At 60.8% G+C, this 15620-nt stretch carries 18 protein-coding genes; 13 read left to right on the forward strand and 5 right to left on the reverse strand.

Annotation, left to right across the window (positions count from 1 at the left end):
* Nucleotides 1-139: 139 nt before the first annotated feature.
* From RH950_RS14280 to RH950_RS14290, 3 genes are all read right to left on the reverse strand, one after another.
* Nucleotides 140-2128, reverse strand: coding sequence for an ATP-binding protein (locus RH950_RS14280; protein WP_350057866.1), 1989 nt, complete (start codon nt 2126-2128; stop codon nt 140-142).
* Between the two features lie 143 nt (nt 2129-2271).
* Nucleotides 2272-4230, reverse strand: coding sequence for a bifunctional tRNA (5-methylaminomethyl-2-thiouridine)(34)-methyltransferase MnmC2/FAD-dependent 5-carboxymethylaminomethyl-2-thiouridine(34) oxidoreductase MnmC1 (gene mnmC, locus RH950_RS14285; protein ID WP_350057868.1), 1959 nt, complete (start codon nt 4228-4230; stop codon nt 2272-2274).
* A 35-nt stretch (nt 4231-4265) separates the two neighbouring features.
* Entirely contained in the window at nt 4266-4661 is a 396-nt protein-coding gene (locus tag RH950_RS14290; RefSeq protein ID WP_350057870.1) for a cupin domain-containing protein, read from the reverse strand.
* 120 nt (nt 4662-4781) lie between these two features.
* Between RH950_RS14290 and RH950_RS14295 the strand changes: the two genes are divergently transcribed.
* The 13 genes from RH950_RS14295 to RH950_RS14355 all read left to right on the forward strand — a co-directional run bounded on the left by RH950_RS14295 (nt 4782) and on the right by RH950_RS14355 (nt 13492).
* Nucleotides 4782-5027 carry a hypothetical protein gene (locus RH950_RS14295; protein WP_350057872.1) on the forward strand — a complete coding sequence of 82 codons (246 nt, stop codon included), beginning with the start codon at nt 4782-4784 and terminating at the stop codon, nt 5025-5027.
* Between the two features lie 73 nt (nt 5028-5100).
* Nucleotides 5101-5853, forward strand: a complete 753-nt coding sequence (locus tag RH950_RS14300) for an SDR family NAD(P)-dependent oxidoreductase (RefSeq protein WP_350057874.1) — start codon at nt 5101-5103, stop codon at nt 5851-5853.
* Between the two features lie 31 nt (nt 5854-5884).
* Nucleotides 5885-6259 carry a hypothetical protein gene (locus RH950_RS14305; RefSeq protein WP_350057876.1) on the forward strand — a complete coding sequence of 125 codons (375 nt, stop codon included), beginning with the start codon at nt 5885-5887 and terminating at the stop codon, nt 6257-6259.
* On the forward strand, nt 6256-7107 hold the full coding sequence (locus RH950_RS14310) for an alpha/beta fold hydrolase (protein WP_350057878.1): 852 nt from the start codon (nt 6256-6258) through the stop codon (nt 7105-7107). Before RH950_RS14305 ends, RH950_RS14310 begins: the two co-directional genes overlap by 4 nt.
* Nucleotides 7108-7569, forward strand: coding sequence for a YcgN family cysteine cluster protein (locus RH950_RS14315; protein WP_350057880.1), 462 nt, complete (start codon nt 7108-7110; stop codon nt 7567-7569).
* A gap of 72 nt (nt 7570-7641) precedes the next feature.
* Nucleotides 7642-7833, forward strand: a complete 192-nt coding sequence (locus RH950_RS14320) for a hypothetical protein (RefSeq protein ID WP_350057882.1) — start codon at nt 7642-7644, stop codon at nt 7831-7833.
* 89 nt (nt 7834-7922) lie between these two features.
* Complete coding sequence (locus RH950_RS14325) at nt 7923-8471, forward strand: ZrgA family zinc uptake protein (protein WP_350057884.1); 549 nt, start codon at nt 7923-7925, stop codon at nt 8469-8471.
* A 4-nt stretch (nt 8472-8475) separates the two neighbouring features.
* Nucleotides 8476-9213, forward strand: coding sequence for an ABC transporter ATP-binding protein (locus tag RH950_RS14330; protein ID WP_350057886.1), 738 nt, complete (start codon nt 8476-8478; stop codon nt 9211-9213).
* Entirely contained in the window at nt 9197-10453 is a 1257-nt protein-coding gene (locus RH950_RS14335; RefSeq protein ID WP_350057888.1) for an ABC transporter permease, read from the forward strand. The genes RH950_RS14330 and RH950_RS14335 overlap by 17 nt, the downstream gene beginning before the upstream one ends.
* A gap of 10 nt (nt 10454-10463) precedes the next feature.
* Entirely contained in the window at nt 10464-11012 is a 549-nt protein-coding gene (locus tag RH950_RS14340; protein WP_350057890.1) for a DUF3299 domain-containing protein, read from the forward strand.
* Between the two features lie 109 nt (nt 11013-11121).
* Nucleotides 11122-11505 carry a VOC family protein gene (locus RH950_RS14345; RefSeq protein WP_350057892.1) on the forward strand — a complete coding sequence of 128 codons (384 nt, stop codon included), beginning with the start codon at nt 11122-11124 and terminating at the stop codon, nt 11503-11505.
* A gap of 27 nt (nt 11506-11532) precedes the next feature.
* The gene (locus tag RH950_RS14350) at nt 11533-12930 is read left to right on the forward strand and encodes an amidase (RefSeq protein ID WP_350057894.1); all 1398 of its coding nucleotides are present in this window, start codon (nt 11533-11535) and stop codon (nt 12928-12930) included.
* Between the two features lie 94 nt (nt 12931-13024).
* Entirely contained in the window at nt 13025-13492 is a 468-nt protein-coding gene (locus RH950_RS14355) for a PilZ domain-containing protein (protein WP_350057896.1), read from the forward strand.
* A gap of 13 nt (nt 13493-13505) precedes the next feature.
* Here RH950_RS14355 and RH950_RS14360 read toward each other — a convergent pair whose 3' ends face one another.
* Together RH950_RS14360 and RH950_RS14365 are read right to left on the reverse strand one after the other, a co-directional pair.
* Nucleotides 13506-14102, reverse strand: a complete 597-nt coding sequence (locus tag RH950_RS14360) for a cysteine hydrolase family protein (protein WP_350057898.1) — start codon at nt 14100-14102, stop codon at nt 13506-13508.
* 33 nt (nt 14103-14135) lie between these two features.
* Nucleotides 14136-15593 (reverse strand): N-acyl-D-amino-acid deacylase family protein, encoded by a 1458-nt coding sequence (locus tag RH950_RS14365; protein ID WP_350057900.1) that lies wholly within the window; start codon nt 15591-15593, stop codon nt 14136-14138.
* Nucleotides 15594-15620 lie beyond the last annotated feature (27 nt).

A 15620-nucleotide genomic window follows, 5' to 3' on the forward strand; every position in this document is an offset into this window, starting at 1 on the left:
ACCAGCCTGCATTCGGGCTCAACTCCGTAACACGGACCGTTTCCACTCTGTTCCCATGACAATGCGTCTTCGCTTTGCCGCGCGCCTCCGTTCGGTAGACTGACAATAATGGTCCACTCCCCGCCATTCCGCTGAAAACTCAACAGGAGCGGCTTGCCGGGAAGGTAAGGTCGACCAGCGTGCCCTCGCCGACACGGCTTTCCAGGTCGATTGTCCCCTCGTGTAGCTCAATAAACCTTTTCACGAGAGAAAGCCCAAGGCCGGACCCTTCGTGGCTCAGCAAGGCTGTTTCGCGAACCTGAAAGAACGGCTCCAGCACACGGGACAGCTGTTCCGCCGGAATACCGGTTCCGGTATCAGTCACTCTTATGTGGACGCGCCCGTCTTCATCCCGCATCGACTCGATCTTGATCTTGCCGCCATAATCCGTGAATTTTATGGCATTCGAGACCAGATTCATCACCATCTGACGCACCAGCCGCATATCAGCGCGGACGAAAGCTGCGTTATCGGCGACTTTCATCTCTATGCTCACTCCACGCGCTTCGGCATGCCGCCTGAATCCGCGCCGGACAAATTCGAAAGCATCTGCGAGTTCGATCTCGTCTTCGGACAGCTCGAACGTTGAGGATTCGATCTTCGACAGATCCAGCACGTCATCCACCAGCGAGAGCAGATGACGGCCGGACGAGACGACGTCACTCGCATATTCGGCATATTGCGGCTTGCCGACCGGCCCCAGCATCTGATCTCGAATGATCTCTGAAAACCCGATGATCGAATTGAGCGGCGTGCGCAATTCGTGGCTCATCCCGGCAAGAAAGTTGCTCTTTGCGCGGTTTGCAGCTTCCGCGTGCTCCCAGGCGCGGCGTAGACGCTTTTCAGTTGTCACCTGCTCGTTGATGACGCGATCGGCTCCCCTGTAGCCGAGAAAACGGCCGTGCGGTGAAAAGAGCGGTTTACCTGACGATGATATCCAGATTCTGCTCCCATCCGGTGCCTTGAAAGAAAACATGAAATTCTCGAACGGGTGTCTGCGGTCCATGGTCCTGGCATGGTCTCCGAGATCGCTATCCGTAGCAGGCTCGATTTTGCACTCACTCAATGTCCGGCCAAGGAATTCACTCGCTGGACACCCGACAATTTCCTCAAACCGGGACGAAAGGTATGTGATCCGGTGATTCCGGTCTGACTCCCAGAAATAGTCGAAGGCGATGTCCATATAGTCGCGCAAGCGCGACTCACTGCGGGCCAGGAGTCCGATCTGCGTTACAAGGCGGTAGATCGCGCCTGCGAACAGGAGATTGACCACCAGAACAAGCATGATCGGATTGAAATAGCTGGCCGAGGTTTCATGCGACCTGATCTCCAGCTGATAGGTCTGGTCGAGAATGGCAAGATCAGCATAGAGAGATCGTTCCACCCGACCTTGCGGTTCCTCCGACTGTGACAGGACGTGGTTCCCGTCGAAGTGAAGCGCTACCGAAATCGACCCCCGCGGATCGAGGCCCGCGATGCTGTCGAAAAGATCGGCAAAGCGGAAGACGACATTGATGAAACCGGAAATCTCTCCGCCGCGCGTGACCGGGAAATAGGTCGCAACCCCGGATCCGCCCTGAAGCAGGGTGATCGGCGGGGTAGCATGCGCCAATCCATCTGACCGCGCCGCAGCAATGGCTTCGCCGGGTACAATGAGAGCCGTCAGGTCCTTATCCTTAACCGGCTCATTTCCTGCCAGCGGAACAATCCAGCGCGCCGTGCCGGATTGGTCGACCCAGTTGACGGCCTGAACGCCGCTGAAGCTTCCAAGAAAATGCTCGGCCATCCCGGTAAACACGCGCTCAGTCGGCGGTGCGCTGGAATTCTCCAGAGCCATTACCATGTTGCTGACCTCAAAGAACCGGAAATGCAGGTAGTTCTGTAAATTCTGGGCAACATGCGCGCGCGCGAAGTTATGGTGAGCGGCTTGCTCTTCATCCTCGCGTGCATCGATCGCAAACTGGGCATAAAGCGTCACTGCAAGCACAATGAGAAATGCTGCCGAGGCAACAGCAAATGGCGAGGCCGTGAGGCTTGCTAGAATCCTCGAAGGAGGAGACTCGTTTCCCGGTTTCGTCGAACCGTTCACTTTTCTCCCCTCTCATCAGATTTCCGCAGCAGCCACAAACACCCCGGAACCAGCGGCTTAAGGTGCCGCTCAGGAGTTTCTAAACCCAAGCATTACAGAAACTCCTTTTTTATTGGTTAATATGCCTTTTCCAAACTGACACGTTAGCCGAGAAATTCTTCTACCCGGCCATGCCGATAGGCCCTCTCGGCGAACCGCACGGGGTCACCGGAGATACCTAGCGCCTCTTCCATCGGCCAGACTTCCCCCAGCAGGCGGGCGACGAGCAGTTCGGCAGCGAGCGGTGCCGTAACGAAACCGCGCGAGCCCAGTCCTCCGAGGATCAGCAGGTCGCCGCCCGGAAAAGTCACAGGACCCCAGCGGATCCGCCGCAGGAAAGCGTCAGCCATGGCGGCGGCATCCGGAACGGTGCCGAACAGGGGAACGTGATCGGGCGTCACCGAGCGCAATCGGGCGCGCCCGGACCAGGAGTCATTCGGCTTTACGACTAGATGCGCCAGGCAATCCGGCATGTTCGCATGATTGAAGCGATGGTCCGCGTCAATGACCGCCCGATCCCAGTCATTGCCTATCTTGTTTATCCGGTCATGGGTGGCGCCGAGCATGTGCCGTCCGTCGCGAACCGGCGAGAGATATCCGTTCCAGGACAAAGCGCATTTCAATGCCTTGCTTGCATCCGTGGCCGGAACCTCGGAAACCTGCCCGCGGACAGGGGCAATCGGGACCCAGCGGGTATCGGCAAAGCGCCGGTTGCCGTCCCCGGCGGCAAAAATGACGACATCGGCTTCCCCGGCGACGTCTTCGTCCGGATCCAGCAGGATATATCCCCGGTCCGTGCGCACAATATGATCGATGTTGGTCCCGACAATCCTGGTTGGCCCGATCCAGTCATGCAGCAGGTTTGCGGTGTGGACCTGCCCTGCCGATTCATAGAACAGGCCCGGGCAATCCAGTTCTACTCCGGCACGCAGGCTCGCTTGCGCCCGATCGAGCAATTGGCATCCGGCCGCCGGATGCCAGGCAAAGCCCTGTGCCTTTGTGGCCCGGTCCAGGGCGGCCTCGTCCTCGAGCATCTGGAGCAACCCACACGGATCCCACCAGCTCCCCTCACCATATTGCGCAACAGCGTAGCGGTAGGCCGCCGCGAAGAACCGTGCGGTCGTGCTGTCGCCCGCATCCATGCGCGGTGTCACGAGTGCATAGGCATTGCCGGATGCACCACCGCCGGTGCCGGCACCGTCGTAAAGCACCGACTCCATGCCGCGCCGACGCAAGGCCCGGATCAAAGACGCACCCGCGATCCCGCCGCCGATAATCGCAACCCGGTCCTTCCGCGACCGCTCTCGGGTGGGCGCGGCGCGCGCAGACAAAGGCCTCCGGTCACCCGGCACTTCCGTCAACTTCCTGGCAACCACACCCTCCCGCGCACCGCCGGAGCCGGGCATTTCAGCCAAAGCAAAGCCTTGCGCGGCAAAACTGCTCCGAACCGCGCCGGACGCAGTTGCGGCCGCAAGACTCCCACCCTGATTTGTCAGTCTTCCGGCGGCTGCCAGAACCGGATCGCTCCACATTTCCGGATTTTCCCGGGGTGTGAAACCGTCCAGAAACCAGGCGTCGACCTGTCCATGCAGTGCGGCCAGCATTTCCCCGACCTCACCGATCGCCAATGTGAGGATGACGCCCCAGTCATCGAAATGGATTCGATGCAGGCCGGGAACGGGGGCGGGATACTTGTCCCGTAATTCCGTCGCGACAGGGATCAGCTCGGGCCAGCGCGACAGCGCTCTGAAGCAATCATCGGCGCTCAGCGGGAACCCTTCTATGCCGATATAGTGCAGGAGACCGCCCGACGGCCTGGTCTCCTGCCAGGCCTGAACCGCCGCGCAGAAATTCAGCCCGGTCCCGAAACCGGTTTCACCAATGGTGAAATCGCTGCGGCCTGCCCACGCCGCCGGCAATCCGTTCCCCTGGAGGAAAACGCGACGGGCCTCCGCCAGTCCATCCTCCGCCGGGAAATAGACCTCGCCAAACCGTTCGGAAAACGGCGTGTTGTCCGCCCTCCAAGCAAGACCGGCCGACATGGAACCGGAAAGGTCCGTCAAGGTCGGCCGCTCAGACATGCTGCGAACGGGTGGCGTCAGGCGTCGGGCCCGTCAACCTCATAGGTTTTGAAATCGGCCGGGGAGACCACTTCGATAAGTTCAAGATCCGCCGAATGTTCGATCTCCCGGTGCTTGATCATCGGCGGCTGCATGACGCAATCGCCCGCCTTCATGGTATGCACGCCCTGCCCTTCATATTCGAACCGGGCCCAGCCCTTCAGCACATAGAACATCTGGAACTTGCAGTCATGCACGTGCCAGGCACCTGTCGCGTTGTGCCCTTCGCGGGCGCGGATGACGTGCGAAACCACATCGCCTTTCGATGCTTCTTCGATTCCCAGATCGCGATATTCGAAATAATTCCTCAGGCCGCGTGCAACGAATGGATGCTCGTCTCCGACGTGATGCAAGAAGTCATGATTTTCTGACATGTTTTTCCTCCCACTATTTATCGTTACAGTCTAGCGTTCGACCGGCGCCAGCCTCAAGCAACGCTAAAACACTTTACTGCTTCCGTTGGGGCCGAAATTGAAGACTTGCTGGAGAGACAGATGTCCAACTCAGATGCGGGCGTTTTGCCGGACGACGAACAGAAACGTGTCGCCCTGAAACTCATCCTGGAGGCCTGGGACGAAGCGGTCGACAGCGGCTGCGCACCGGAAATGGTCGCCTCATCTGCGATCTTTGCTGCCTTGACGGATATGATCGAGAATTACGGCGAGCAGGCCGTCGCGGACATGGTGGCCGAATGGCCGCACCGTATTCGCGAGGGAGAGTTTACACTCGCCACAAAATAACCATCGGGATCACCTAACAACCGGGCCGTCACGAGCCCGGGTTGCAGAATTAAACGCGTTCGGGAGAAACGCCTTGAAGGATGGGGAATTCAGCGGCCGCACCGCGATTGTGACGGGCGGCGCAAAGGGCATCGGTCTTGCCGTTGCCATACGTATTCTGGAAAACGGGGGAAAAGTCGCCCTGTGGGACCAGGACGGTTCCGCACTCACCGCTGCGGCCGAAGCCATCGGCTTGCAGGAGAGGATGATCACCACGAAAGTCGACGTGTCGTCCGAATCCGATGTCTGCATCGCTCACGCCTCGGCCACCGGAGCGCTTGGCCCGATCGATCTGCTGGTCAACAGCGCGGGTATTGCCGGCCCGACGGTCTCCACCATCGATTATGCCCTGTCGGACTGGCAGCGGGTGCTGAATGTCAATCTCACCGGTGTGTTCCTGTGCTCCAAGACCATTGCCCCCGGCATGGTCGGGCGCGGCTATGGCAGGATCGTCAATATAGCGTCGCTTGCCGGCAAGGAAGGCACGCCGAACGCGCCCGCCTACAGCGCGGCGAAGGCCGGCGTCATCGCCCTGACAAAATCGATGGGAAAGGAACTTGCCGGCACCGGCGTGCTGGTGAATTCCGTTGCTCCCGCCGCCCTCGATACCGAGATGGTGGACCGGATGGACCCGGCGCATGTCAAGGTCATGGTCTCGAAAAGCCCGCTTAAGCGCCTCGGTACGGCAGAGGAATGTGCCGCCATGGTGTGCTGGCTGCTGTCCGAGGAATGCAGTTTCAGTACCGGCGCCTGTTTCGACGTTTCCGGCGGCCGTACCGTCTATTGACCCAAAGCTCCCTGCAAGGAGGAGAATTTTCGTGTTCGAATGCCTGAAAGACGCCGTCGCCGCGCGGCCGGACCTGCAGCGGATTGGCCGTTACATGGATTCCCGGTTCCTGCTGCAAGTCGGCGACACGCCGTATCATGTCACGGTCGAGAACGGTCACGTCACGACGGTCGATATCGGTCCGTTCAAGATGCGGAGCTGGGATTTCGCCATCCGCGCACCGAAGGAAGTCTGGGACGTGTTCAGCTCGGACATGCCGCCGCCGGGCTACCAGGACCTTTTCGCCATGACCCGCTATGGCCATGCCAGCCTTGAGGGCAACACGGCACCGCTTCTGCACAATCTGCGTTACGTGAAGGAACTGCTGGCCCTGCCGCGTTCCCTGCGCCAGGAGGCCGGCCAATGAGCGCGCGGATCGAGCCGATCACCGGACGCTATGTCCATCTCGAGATCGAGGGACGGTCCTACCGGATCTATTTCGAGGAGGCCGGCACCGGAATCCCCCTGCTCTGCCTGCACACCGCAGGCGCACATTCCAGCCAGTACCGCCACTTGATGTGCGACGACGCGGTGACGGACCGTTACCGGGTCATTGCATTCGACCTCCCCTGGCACGGCAAGTCGAACCCGCCGGTCGGTTGGGAAGGTGAGGAGTACAAACTCACCAGCCAGTTCTATGTCGCGGCAATCGCCGCCTTCTCGCAGGCGATGGCACTTGAGCGGCCCGTGGTCATGGGCTGCTCCATGGGCGGTCGCGTGGTGGTCCGTCTGGCCCAGGAGCAAGGCAGCTCGTTGCGCGGCGTCATCGGCCTCGAAGGTTCCGACAGCCCCTCGCCCTGGTACGACAACAGCTGGCTGGACAGCTCGGAATTCCTGCGTGGCGACTTCTGCGCCGCCCTGGTTTCCGGCCTCGTCGCGCCGCAGAGCCCGAACGAATTTCGCTGGGAAACCCTCTGGCACTATTATCAGGGCGGCCCGGAGGTGTTTAAGGGCGACATGCATTTCTATCGCACCGACAGTGATTACAAGCGCGCCAGCAACACCATCGACACCGGTGCCTGTCCCGTTTATCTGATGACCGGAGAGTATGATTACTCCTGCACGCCGGAAGACACATTGCGTACAGCGGAGCGCATTCCCGGTGCAGAGGCGATCATCATGGCCGGCATGGGGCATTTCCCGATGTCGGAAAATCCGGCCGCTTTCCGGGATCACATTCTCCCGGTGCTGGCGAAAATCGCGGACAAGGGTTGAATGGCTGCAGATCGGGACGAAGCTGAAACGCCATACTGGAAAACCACGCCGCTGGAGCAGATGAGCTCGGCGCAGTGGGAAGCCTTGTGTGACGGCTGCGGCAAGTGCTGCCTCGTGAAACTGATCGACGATGTCACCGACGACCTGCACTACACGGACGTGGCCTGCACTCTGCTGGACTGTCATTCCTGCAGGTGCGGCGATTATCCGAACCGCAAGGCGCAGGTTCCCGATTGCGTCATTCTGACGCCGGACGTTCTGGAAGACCTGATCTGGATGCCGTCGACCTGCGCCTACCGGCTGGTCAAGGAAGGCCGGGATCTGCCGCACTGGCATCATCTTGTCTGCGGCGATCCGGACATGGTCCATGTCGCGGGCATCTCCGTCCGCGGCCGGGCCGTCTCCGAGAAATATGTGCCGGACGAAAAACTCCCCGACCATATTGTCGAATGGGCCGAATAGGGAAATGCAGCGTTAACCCTTTTCTCGCGATCCGACAGTACCTACCTGAAGGACGAACACAGGAGCGACGCCATGAGCCGGAATATGTGGATTCTAGCGGCCATTCTTTTGGTCATCGTTTTTGCCATGATCTATCAGCAGGAAATCGGTGGCGGCATTGATCGCCCGTGGGCGGCTTGCAAGGAAAGTATGGTTCAGCAGTGGCTTAGCGGCGACTGCACGCCCCGCGAGGGAAGCCGGATCAAAATACAATCCTCGGGCTGAAGGGTGCAGAAAGATGTTGCACGGGCATTTTTTCTGTAATGTTATAACATATATAAACATCACGCATTCGCCCTTCCCGGAGCCGCCCGATGAACCGACTTTCCCTTTACCTCACGGCCATGTTTGCCGTGACGAGCACAATCGCCATGGCCGAAGAGCCGCGTCATGCCGATGCGCATGAACATGGCCATGGCCAACTCACGATCGCCATAGACGACTCAGTCATCGAAATGGAGCTTGAGGTTCCCGGGTCGGATATAGTCGGTTTCGAGCATCAGCCGGAAACACCCGCCCAGCAGGACGCGTTTGACGCGGCAAAGGCCGCTCTCGCTGCGGGTGACGCGTTGTTCACGGTCACCGGCAGTGCCAGTTGCCGCCTCAGCGAATTTACGTTTCTGGAAGATGACGACCACGATCACGACAAAAAGTCCGGCGAGGAAGATCATGAAGCAGAACATATGGAGTTTCATGTAACTTACCGGTTCGCCTGCGACGACACCGGGAAGATCTCCGGCTTCGCCTTTCCCTTCTTTGCCCGGTTCCCGGGCAGCGAGGAGCTCGACGTGCAAATTGTCTCTCCGAACGGGCAGTTCCAGTTCGAGGTCGAGCCAGATTCGCCGGTGCTAACGCTGGATTGAAGTCATGTCCGAGTCTGAACCTGCCCCGCATGCCCCGACCGTATTGCTCGAAGATATCGCGTTCCAATGGCCCGGCAGCAGGTTCCGGATCGGGATCGATCAGTTCCGGATCGAAAGGGCCGAGCGTGTTCTGCTGCTCGGCCCGTCCGGCGGCGGAAAATCCACTTTGCTCGGCCTGATCGCCGGAATTTCCTCTCCCCGCGAAGGGCGAATCCAGATCCTCGGAACTGACCTGGGCACATTGTCCTCGGCGCAACGGGACCGTTTTCGCGCGGAGCATCTCGGCGTGATTTTCCAGATGTTCAATCTGCTGCCCTACGCGACGGCACTCGACAATGTCCGTCTCGGCCTCAGCTTCGCGCCCGACCGGGCCCGCCGGGTGCGCGAGCACGGACCGGATCAAGACGCGGCGGAGCGGCTGCTGACCGCGCTTGGCCTGCCGAAGGACGCACAGACCGGGCAGGTCGCCTCCAGCCTCAGTACCGGCCAACAGCAACGGGTGGCCGCCGCCAGGGCCCTGATCGGCGACCCCGAGCTGGTGATTGCGGACGAGCCCACGTCCGCGCTCGACGGAGAGTCGCAACAGGCCTTTCTCGACCTTGTCTTCCAGCAACTGGACCGAAGCCGTTCGTCGCTTCTTATGGTCAGCCATGACGAGCGGCTGGCCGGCTGGTTCGACCGCGTCGTCAGGCTGACGGACATCCAGCAGCACACGGAGATGCCAGATGCTGTTCCGGCTTAGCCTCCAGTCACTGGCGAACCGGCGCTCGACGGCGTTGCTCACCATTCTCGCTCTGGCCATCAGTATCGCCCTCTTCCTGGGCGTAGAGCGGGTCAGGACCGGCGCCCGCGCCAGCTTCGGGAACACCATAGCCGGCACGGATCTGATCGTCGGCGCCCGGAGCGGCAGCATCCAGTTGCTGCTGTACTCGGTGTTCCGGATCGGCAACGCCACGAACAACATCACATGGGAAAGCTACCGCGACATCGCGGACCGGCCGGAAGTGGCCTGGACCGTGCCGATCTCGCTCGGCGACAGTCATCACGGCTTTCGGGTCATGGGCACGACAGGCGCCTATTTCGAGCATTACCGGTTTCGCGGCAATGCCCCGCTGACCTTCTCCAAGGGGGAACGTTTCGACGATCTGTTCGACGCCGTTCTCGGCGCCGACGTGGCCGCGGATCTCGGCTACAAGGTCGGAGATCCGATTGTCGTCGCGCACGGTCTCGGTGCCGTCGGCTTCACGAAACACGAGGACATGCCGTTCCGTGTCGCCGGTATCCTCGACAAGACAGGCACGCCGGTCGACCGCACGGTCCATGTCAGCCTGAAGGCGATCGAAGCGATCCATGTCGACTGGCAAAGCGGCGCGCGCAAGCCGGGCCAGTCCACTGGTGCCGATGTGGTTCGGACTATGGATCTGACACCGAAGAGCATCACGGCCGTGCTGGTCGGCGTCACATCCAAGCTGAAAACCTTCCGTCTTCAGCGCCTGATCAACGAGTATCCGGAAGAACCCTTGCTCGCTGTCCTGCCCGGAGTTGCGCTGCAGGAGCTTTGGTCCCTGATCGGCGTCGCTGAGTCGGCATTGGCCGGGGTTTCAGGAATGGTGGTGCTGACCGCCCTGATCGGCATGGTAGCGGCAATCCTGTCCAGCCTGTCGGAACGACGCCGGGAAATGGCCATCCTGAGGGCAGTCGGCGCCGGGCCGTCGATCGTCGGGTACCTGATGGTCCTTGAAGCTGGAACACTGGCTTTCGCCGGTGCATTGTTTGGAATTTTCCTGTTTCTTGCAGGACTTGCGATCGCCGGCCCGATTGTCGACCAAGCCTATGGGCTCTACCTGCCTTTTTCGTTACCCTCGACAAGAGAAATGTTGATTTTGGGCGGATTCGTGTGTGGCGGTATCCTATCAGGTCTTGTTCCAGCCATCGGTGCCTACCGGATGTCTCTGGCCGATGGTATGACTGTTCGGCAATGAGGAGAATGTTTTGAAACAATCAGCATTCAACCGTCGAGCCGCGTTGCGCATTGCCGCAGCGTCCGCCATGACACTGGTGGTGCCAAGCCTTTCAGCACAGGCCTCTGGTGAGCCCCGCGATATCCTCTGGCAGGATCTTATCCCTGACATCAACAGTCCCACCCAATCAACCAGCAAGAGCACGTCGCTGTTCGACAATAGCGGTCCGGCTCCAGATCATAGTGGCGCCGCGCCAGCATACAGCACCGACGGAAAAGACGTTGTTCGAGAGCTTGTCGGAACCAATATCCGGATTCCCGGATATATCATTCCGCTGGATTATAATGGCGAAGGCGTGAAAGAGCTTATCCTCGTGCCCTATGTCGGCGCCTGCATCCACGTCCCGCCGCCGCCGCCGAACCAGCTTATCCTGGTTCGGGTCGAGCAGTCCTATAATCCGCGCGAGATGTTCGAGCCGGTTTATGTCTCTGGCGTGCTTGGCATTCTCGAAGAGGAAACGGACCTGGCCGAAGTCGGCTACAGCCTTCAGGCTGACGCCATCACCCCATACGAATACTGAATTGCTTGATTGACCGAATTGCGTCCGGGTTAATTCACGTCCTAAACTCCCGCTTCGTTCGATTTTCCGTGGCCCATCTCCTTCGCCACGGCCCCGGGAGAAAAAAACAATGTCATCAGTCGGTCAGATGCTGTCCTTCATCTATACGGAGGACCTCGCATCCTCCTCCGAATTCCTCGGTGAGATCCTGGGGTTTCGTTTCGCGCTCAATCAGAACGACCGCTGCCATATATTCGAAGTGGCGCCGAATGCCTTTCTCGGTGTGTGCACAAACCGCCCGCCCGCCGACGATCCGGCTGTCACCATCTCGTTCGTATCCGACGATGTGGACGGTTTCTACCAGCGCATGAAAGCCAAGGGAGTCGTCTTCGATGCTCCGCCCGCCTACAGCGAGACCTTCAATGTCTTTTCCGCCTTTTTCCGCGGTATCGGCAATTACCGTTTCGAGATCCAGGAATTCCGCGACCCGAGCTGGCCGGCGCCGGTCCGCTGAACCGTTTCATGTGCAAGGAGCAATAGAATGAGCCGCGACCTCGCGATGATGGGTGCGACCGATCTGGTCCAGGCCTATGCCGCCGGAACCATTTCGCCGGTCGAGGTGGCGCAGGCATCACTTGCCGAGATCGGGAAGCACAATGACACGCTAAAGGCCTTTGTCTTCATTGACGAGACGTCCACTCTGGCCGCCGCGAAAGCGTCCGAAGCGCGCTGGAAGACCGGCAGGCCGCTCGGTCTCGTGGACGGCGTCCCGACCACGATCAAGGATCTGGCCGAGGTCGCCGGCTGGCCGGTCCGGCGCGGGTCGAAGACCAGCGACCCGGATTTCAGGAGTGTCGCGGATTCGCCTTTCGTCGCCCGCCTGCGCGACCATGGCGCGGTCTTCATGGGCAAGACCGCGACACCGGAATATGGCTGGAAGGGCGTGACCGACAGCCCGCTGAGCGGCATCACCCGGAACCCCTGGAACCCGAAGAAGACCCCGGGCGGGTCTTCCGGCGGCGCGGCGGTCGCGACGGCGCTCGGCATGGCCGCCCTGAACCAGGGCACCGATGGCGGCGGCTCGATCCGCATTCCCGCGGCCTATAGCGGCGTCTATGGTATCAAGCCGACCTTCGGTCGCGTGCCACAGTTTCCAGCCAGCGTGATGGGCACAGTCTCCCATGTCGGCCCGATGACCCGGACGGTCGCCGACGCCGCCCTGATGCTGACCGTCATGAGCGGACCGGATGTCAGGGACTGGTATTCCGCCGCCGATGACCGGTGTGATTTCCGGCAGATCTCCGGCCAGTCGGTCAGGGGCATGCGGATCGCTTACAGCCCCGATCTGGGATTTGCCAAGGTCGACCCGGTAATCGCCGCGCTGGTCACAGCGGCCGTCAAACGCTTTTCCGAACTCGGCGCCCATGTCGAAGAGGTCGATCTCGACTTCTCGTCCTCCTCCGAGACGTTCAGGCTTCACTGGTTCACGGGGGCGGCAAACGCATACCGGGCGCTCAGTCCGGAGCAGCGGGAAATGCTCGATCCCGGTTTCGCCGAAGTCTGCCGCGAAGGGCTGGAGATCACGCTCCCCGACTACCAGGACGGGATCCGGGCGCGGGAGGCGCTCGGGCTGGAAGTGAACCAGCTCTTGAACCGTTATGACCTGCTGCTGACGCCGGCCATGCCGACCGCCGCCTTCGATGCAGGCGTCGAAGTGCCGGAAGACTCGGGGATGCGGCGCTGGACCGAATGGACCGCCTTCAGCTATCCATTCAACCTGTCACAACATCCGGCTGCCTCCGTCCCTTGCGGTTTTACCCAAGATGGCCTGCCGGCCGGTCTGCAGATCGTCGGGCAGAAATACCGGGAGGACAAAGTGTTTCGGGCGAGCGCCGCCTACGAAGCACTCTGCCCGTTCAAAATGCCAACCCCTGACTGAATGCGCTCAACCGCCGGGCTGTACAGATCGGGAAAACACGCGAATACTCACTCCGGGTAGATCAATGATCTCACCAGAGTGAGAGGTAGCGACCATGCCTGATCGACATGCCGACCAAACGAAGACTCTCTCCGAGGGGCTCTCCAGCATCCAGGGGCAAGCCGAACGGTTGCTCGGTAAGGTCGAGGACGAAAACATGGCGTCCCAGATCGCCGACCTGCTGCACGAAGTCAGCGCGCTCCGGCTGCTTGTCGACCTGCCGCAGGACGGAGACCGGCGGCGCGACCTGAGAGAACCGCGCCGCGATATCTCCATCTTCCGGATCGACGGCAAGGAAGTCGATTGTGCGATCCAGGACCTGTCCATCGGCGGCGCCTATATCGTCGCCGAATGGCCGATGCGCCCGGACACGGCGATCGAGCTGAACATTCCAGAGGCCGGGAAGATCTCAGCGCGGGTCGTGAGCAGCACAGAGCATGGCGTCCATGTACAGTTCGAACGCATGAGCGACCCACAGCTCATCGCCATCACCAACAGCCTCAAGGCGCACTATTTCAAATAGGCCCCCGCGGCTCCTAGAAGGCGGAGCCCGGCGCAATAACTGCGAACCGGTCCGACAGCCCGGCCAGGCTGGCCTCGTGCAGCATCTCGGCATCGACCACCTTGCCGCCGGTCGGGCTCGGCAACGCGCGGGTTGCGCAGCCATCCGCAATCACCGCTGAACTCCACCCGAGATCGAGTGCCGCGCGGGTGGTCGAGCTGATACACATGTGGGTCATGAAGCCACCAATAATCAGCTTCTTGCGTCCGGTCGCTTCAAGGACAGCCTGAAGGTTGGTGCCGGCGAAGGCATTCGGCAGTTTCTTGTCGACGATCTCCTCGCCCGCTTCCGGTGCGACCGCGCCGATGATCTCAAACCGGTCCGTCTCAGGATCGAACGCCCCGCCCGGATTGCCTTTGTGACGTACATGCACCACCGGAGTCCCTGCAGCCCGTGCCTTGGCCAGCACGGCTTCCAGGACGTCGATTGCGGGTGCCGCCCCCGGCAATGCCAGAGCGCCGCTGACATACTCATTCTGTGCATCGATCAGCAACAGAACCGCTTCTTCCATGGCCGGCGGCGTATTCGGCACACCCGCCATCTGGAGCAGTGTTTTCGGCGTATCACTCACTTTTGTTTCCTTCCTGGTGCACATTTCGGCGCGTTAGGCGGCAAGCGGTCCCATACCCCGGCGCAGGGCCTTGCCCGGGCGTGCCCCGGTATGGGCGCCCGCGCCCCAGACCATGCGGCCGTTGACGAACACGCTCTCGATCCCGCCTGAATGTGCGGTCGGGTTATCGAAATCCGCCCGGTCAATCACCGTCTTCTCGTCGAACACGCAGATATCGGCAAAATTGCCTTCGGCAATCAGTCCCCGTCCCTTCAGGCCGAACTTGTCGGCGGAAAGACCGGTCATCCGGCGCACGGCCTCCTCCAGCGGAAACAGCTCGAGATCGCGGCAATAATGGCCCAGCACACGGGGAAATGTGCCCCAGAGCCGGGGATGCGGGAACTCGTCATGCGGCAACCCGTCGGAGCCGATCATGGCATGTTTGAACTTGAGGATGCGCTGCACATCCTCCTCGCTCATGCTGAAATAGATCGCGCCGGCCGGTTGCAGCATTTCGGCCGCCTCAAAGATGTCGCAGCCAAACTCCGTGGCAATGTCGGACAGCATGCGTCCGGCCAGATCCGGGCGCGCTTTCGACCAGGTGATCTTCACCTTCTCGGCGAGCGCGATCGCATCGGGTTTCAGGACCGTCGAGGATGCCGCATAGGGGTAGATGTCGAGGCCGATATCCTGATTGTGCATATGCTTCTCGAAGCAGGCCAGCGTCTCGCAGCTTTTGCCGAAATTGTCTTTTCCCTGCACCTTGTGGTGCGAAACGATCACCGGGACATCCGCTTCACGGCCGATGGTGAAAGTCTCCTCAAGGGACTCCATGACATGATTCGATTCGTTCCGCATGTGCGTCACATAACGGGCCCCAAAGGCCTTCAGGCTGCGGGACAGCTCGATCACCTCTTCGGTTGGCGCCTTCTGCGAGGGGGCATAGAACAGCCCGGTTGAGAAACCCACGGCACCGGCCTCCAGCCCCTCTTCCAGCAGGCCGCGCATGGCCTTGATCTCTTCATTGGTCGCGCCCCGGTCGAGACGGTCCATGGTGCCGACCCGGAGCGTCGAGTGGCCGACCAGGAAGGCCGCGTTCACGGACGCAGGTGCCTGCTCGACGGCGCGCAGGAAGGAATCGAAGGTGGCGAACTTGTACCAGTCGGCGTCCCCGATCAGGTCCAGCGGCGGCGGCGGCACGTCTGTCACCAGCGGTGCGAGACTGATTCCGCAATTGCCGACGACCACAGTCGTGACACCCTGGCTGACCTTCATGTCGAAATCGGGCTCGCACAGCAACATCCGGTCGTCATGCGTATGCACGTCGATGAAGCCCGGCGCGACGATGCGGTTGCTGACATCGACCCTGCTGCCTGCCTGCGACCCGGAAAGATCTCCGATGGCGGCGATCTGTTCGTCCCGGATGCCGACATCCGCGCGCCGGCGCGGTGCGCCGGTGCCATCGACAACCTCGCCACCTTCCAGAACGATATCGAACCCTGCCTCAGCCATCTCCCGATCCCTTCGGTACCTGTGATC

The sequence above is a fragment of the Nisaea sp. genome (genome assembly GCF_040217065.1).
GTDB lineage: Bacteria > Pseudomonadota > Alphaproteobacteria > Thalassobaculales > Thalassobaculaceae > Nisaea.

Bases quoted from the DNA above. Each gene is read 5' to 3' on its own strand.
- RH950_RS14290 (WP_350057870.1), bottom strand. From the start codon at position 4,661: ATGTCAGAAAATCATGACTTCTTGCATCACGTCGGAGACGAGCATCCA.
- RH950_RS14295 (WP_350057872.1), top strand. From the start codon at position 4,782: ATGTCCAACTCAGATGCGGGCGTTTTGCCGGACGACGAACAGAAACGT.
- RH950_RS14310 (WP_350057878.1), top strand. From the start codon at position 6,256: ATGAGCGCGCGGATCGAGCCGATCACCGGACGCTATGTCCATCTCGAG.
- RH950_RS14315 (WP_350057880.1), top strand. From the start codon at position 7,108: ATGGCTGCAGATCGGGACGAAGCTGAAACGCCATACTGGAAAACCACG.
- RH950_RS14320 (WP_350057882.1), top strand. From the start codon at position 7,642: ATGAGCCGGAATATGTGGATTCTAGCGGCCATTCTTTTGGTCATCGTT.
- RH950_RS14325 (WP_350057884.1), top strand. From the start codon at position 7,923: ATGAACCGACTTTCCCTTTACCTCACGGCCATGTTTGCCGTGACGAGC.
- RH950_RS14330 (WP_350057886.1), top strand. From the start codon at position 8,476: ATGTCCGAGTCTGAACCTGCCCCGCATGCCCCGACCGTATTGCTCGAA.
- RH950_RS14335 (WP_350057888.1), top strand. From the start codon at position 9,197: ATGCTGTTCCGGCTTAGCCTCCAGTCACTGGCGAACCGGCGCTCGACG.
- RH950_RS14345 (WP_350057892.1), top strand. From the start codon at position 11,122: ATGTCATCAGTCGGTCAGATGCTGTCCTTCATCTATACGGAGGACCTC.
- RH950_RS14350 (WP_350057894.1), top strand. From the start codon at position 11,533: ATGAGCCGCGACCTCGCGATGATGGGTGCGACCGATCTGGTCCAGGCC.
- RH950_RS14355 (WP_350057896.1), top strand. From the start codon at position 13,025: ATGCCTGATCGACATGCCGACCAAACGAAGACTCTCTCCGAGGGGCTC.
- RH950_RS14365 (WP_350057900.1), bottom strand. From the start codon at position 15,593: ATGGCTGAGGCAGGGTTCGATATCGTTCTGGAAGGTGGCGAGGTTGTC.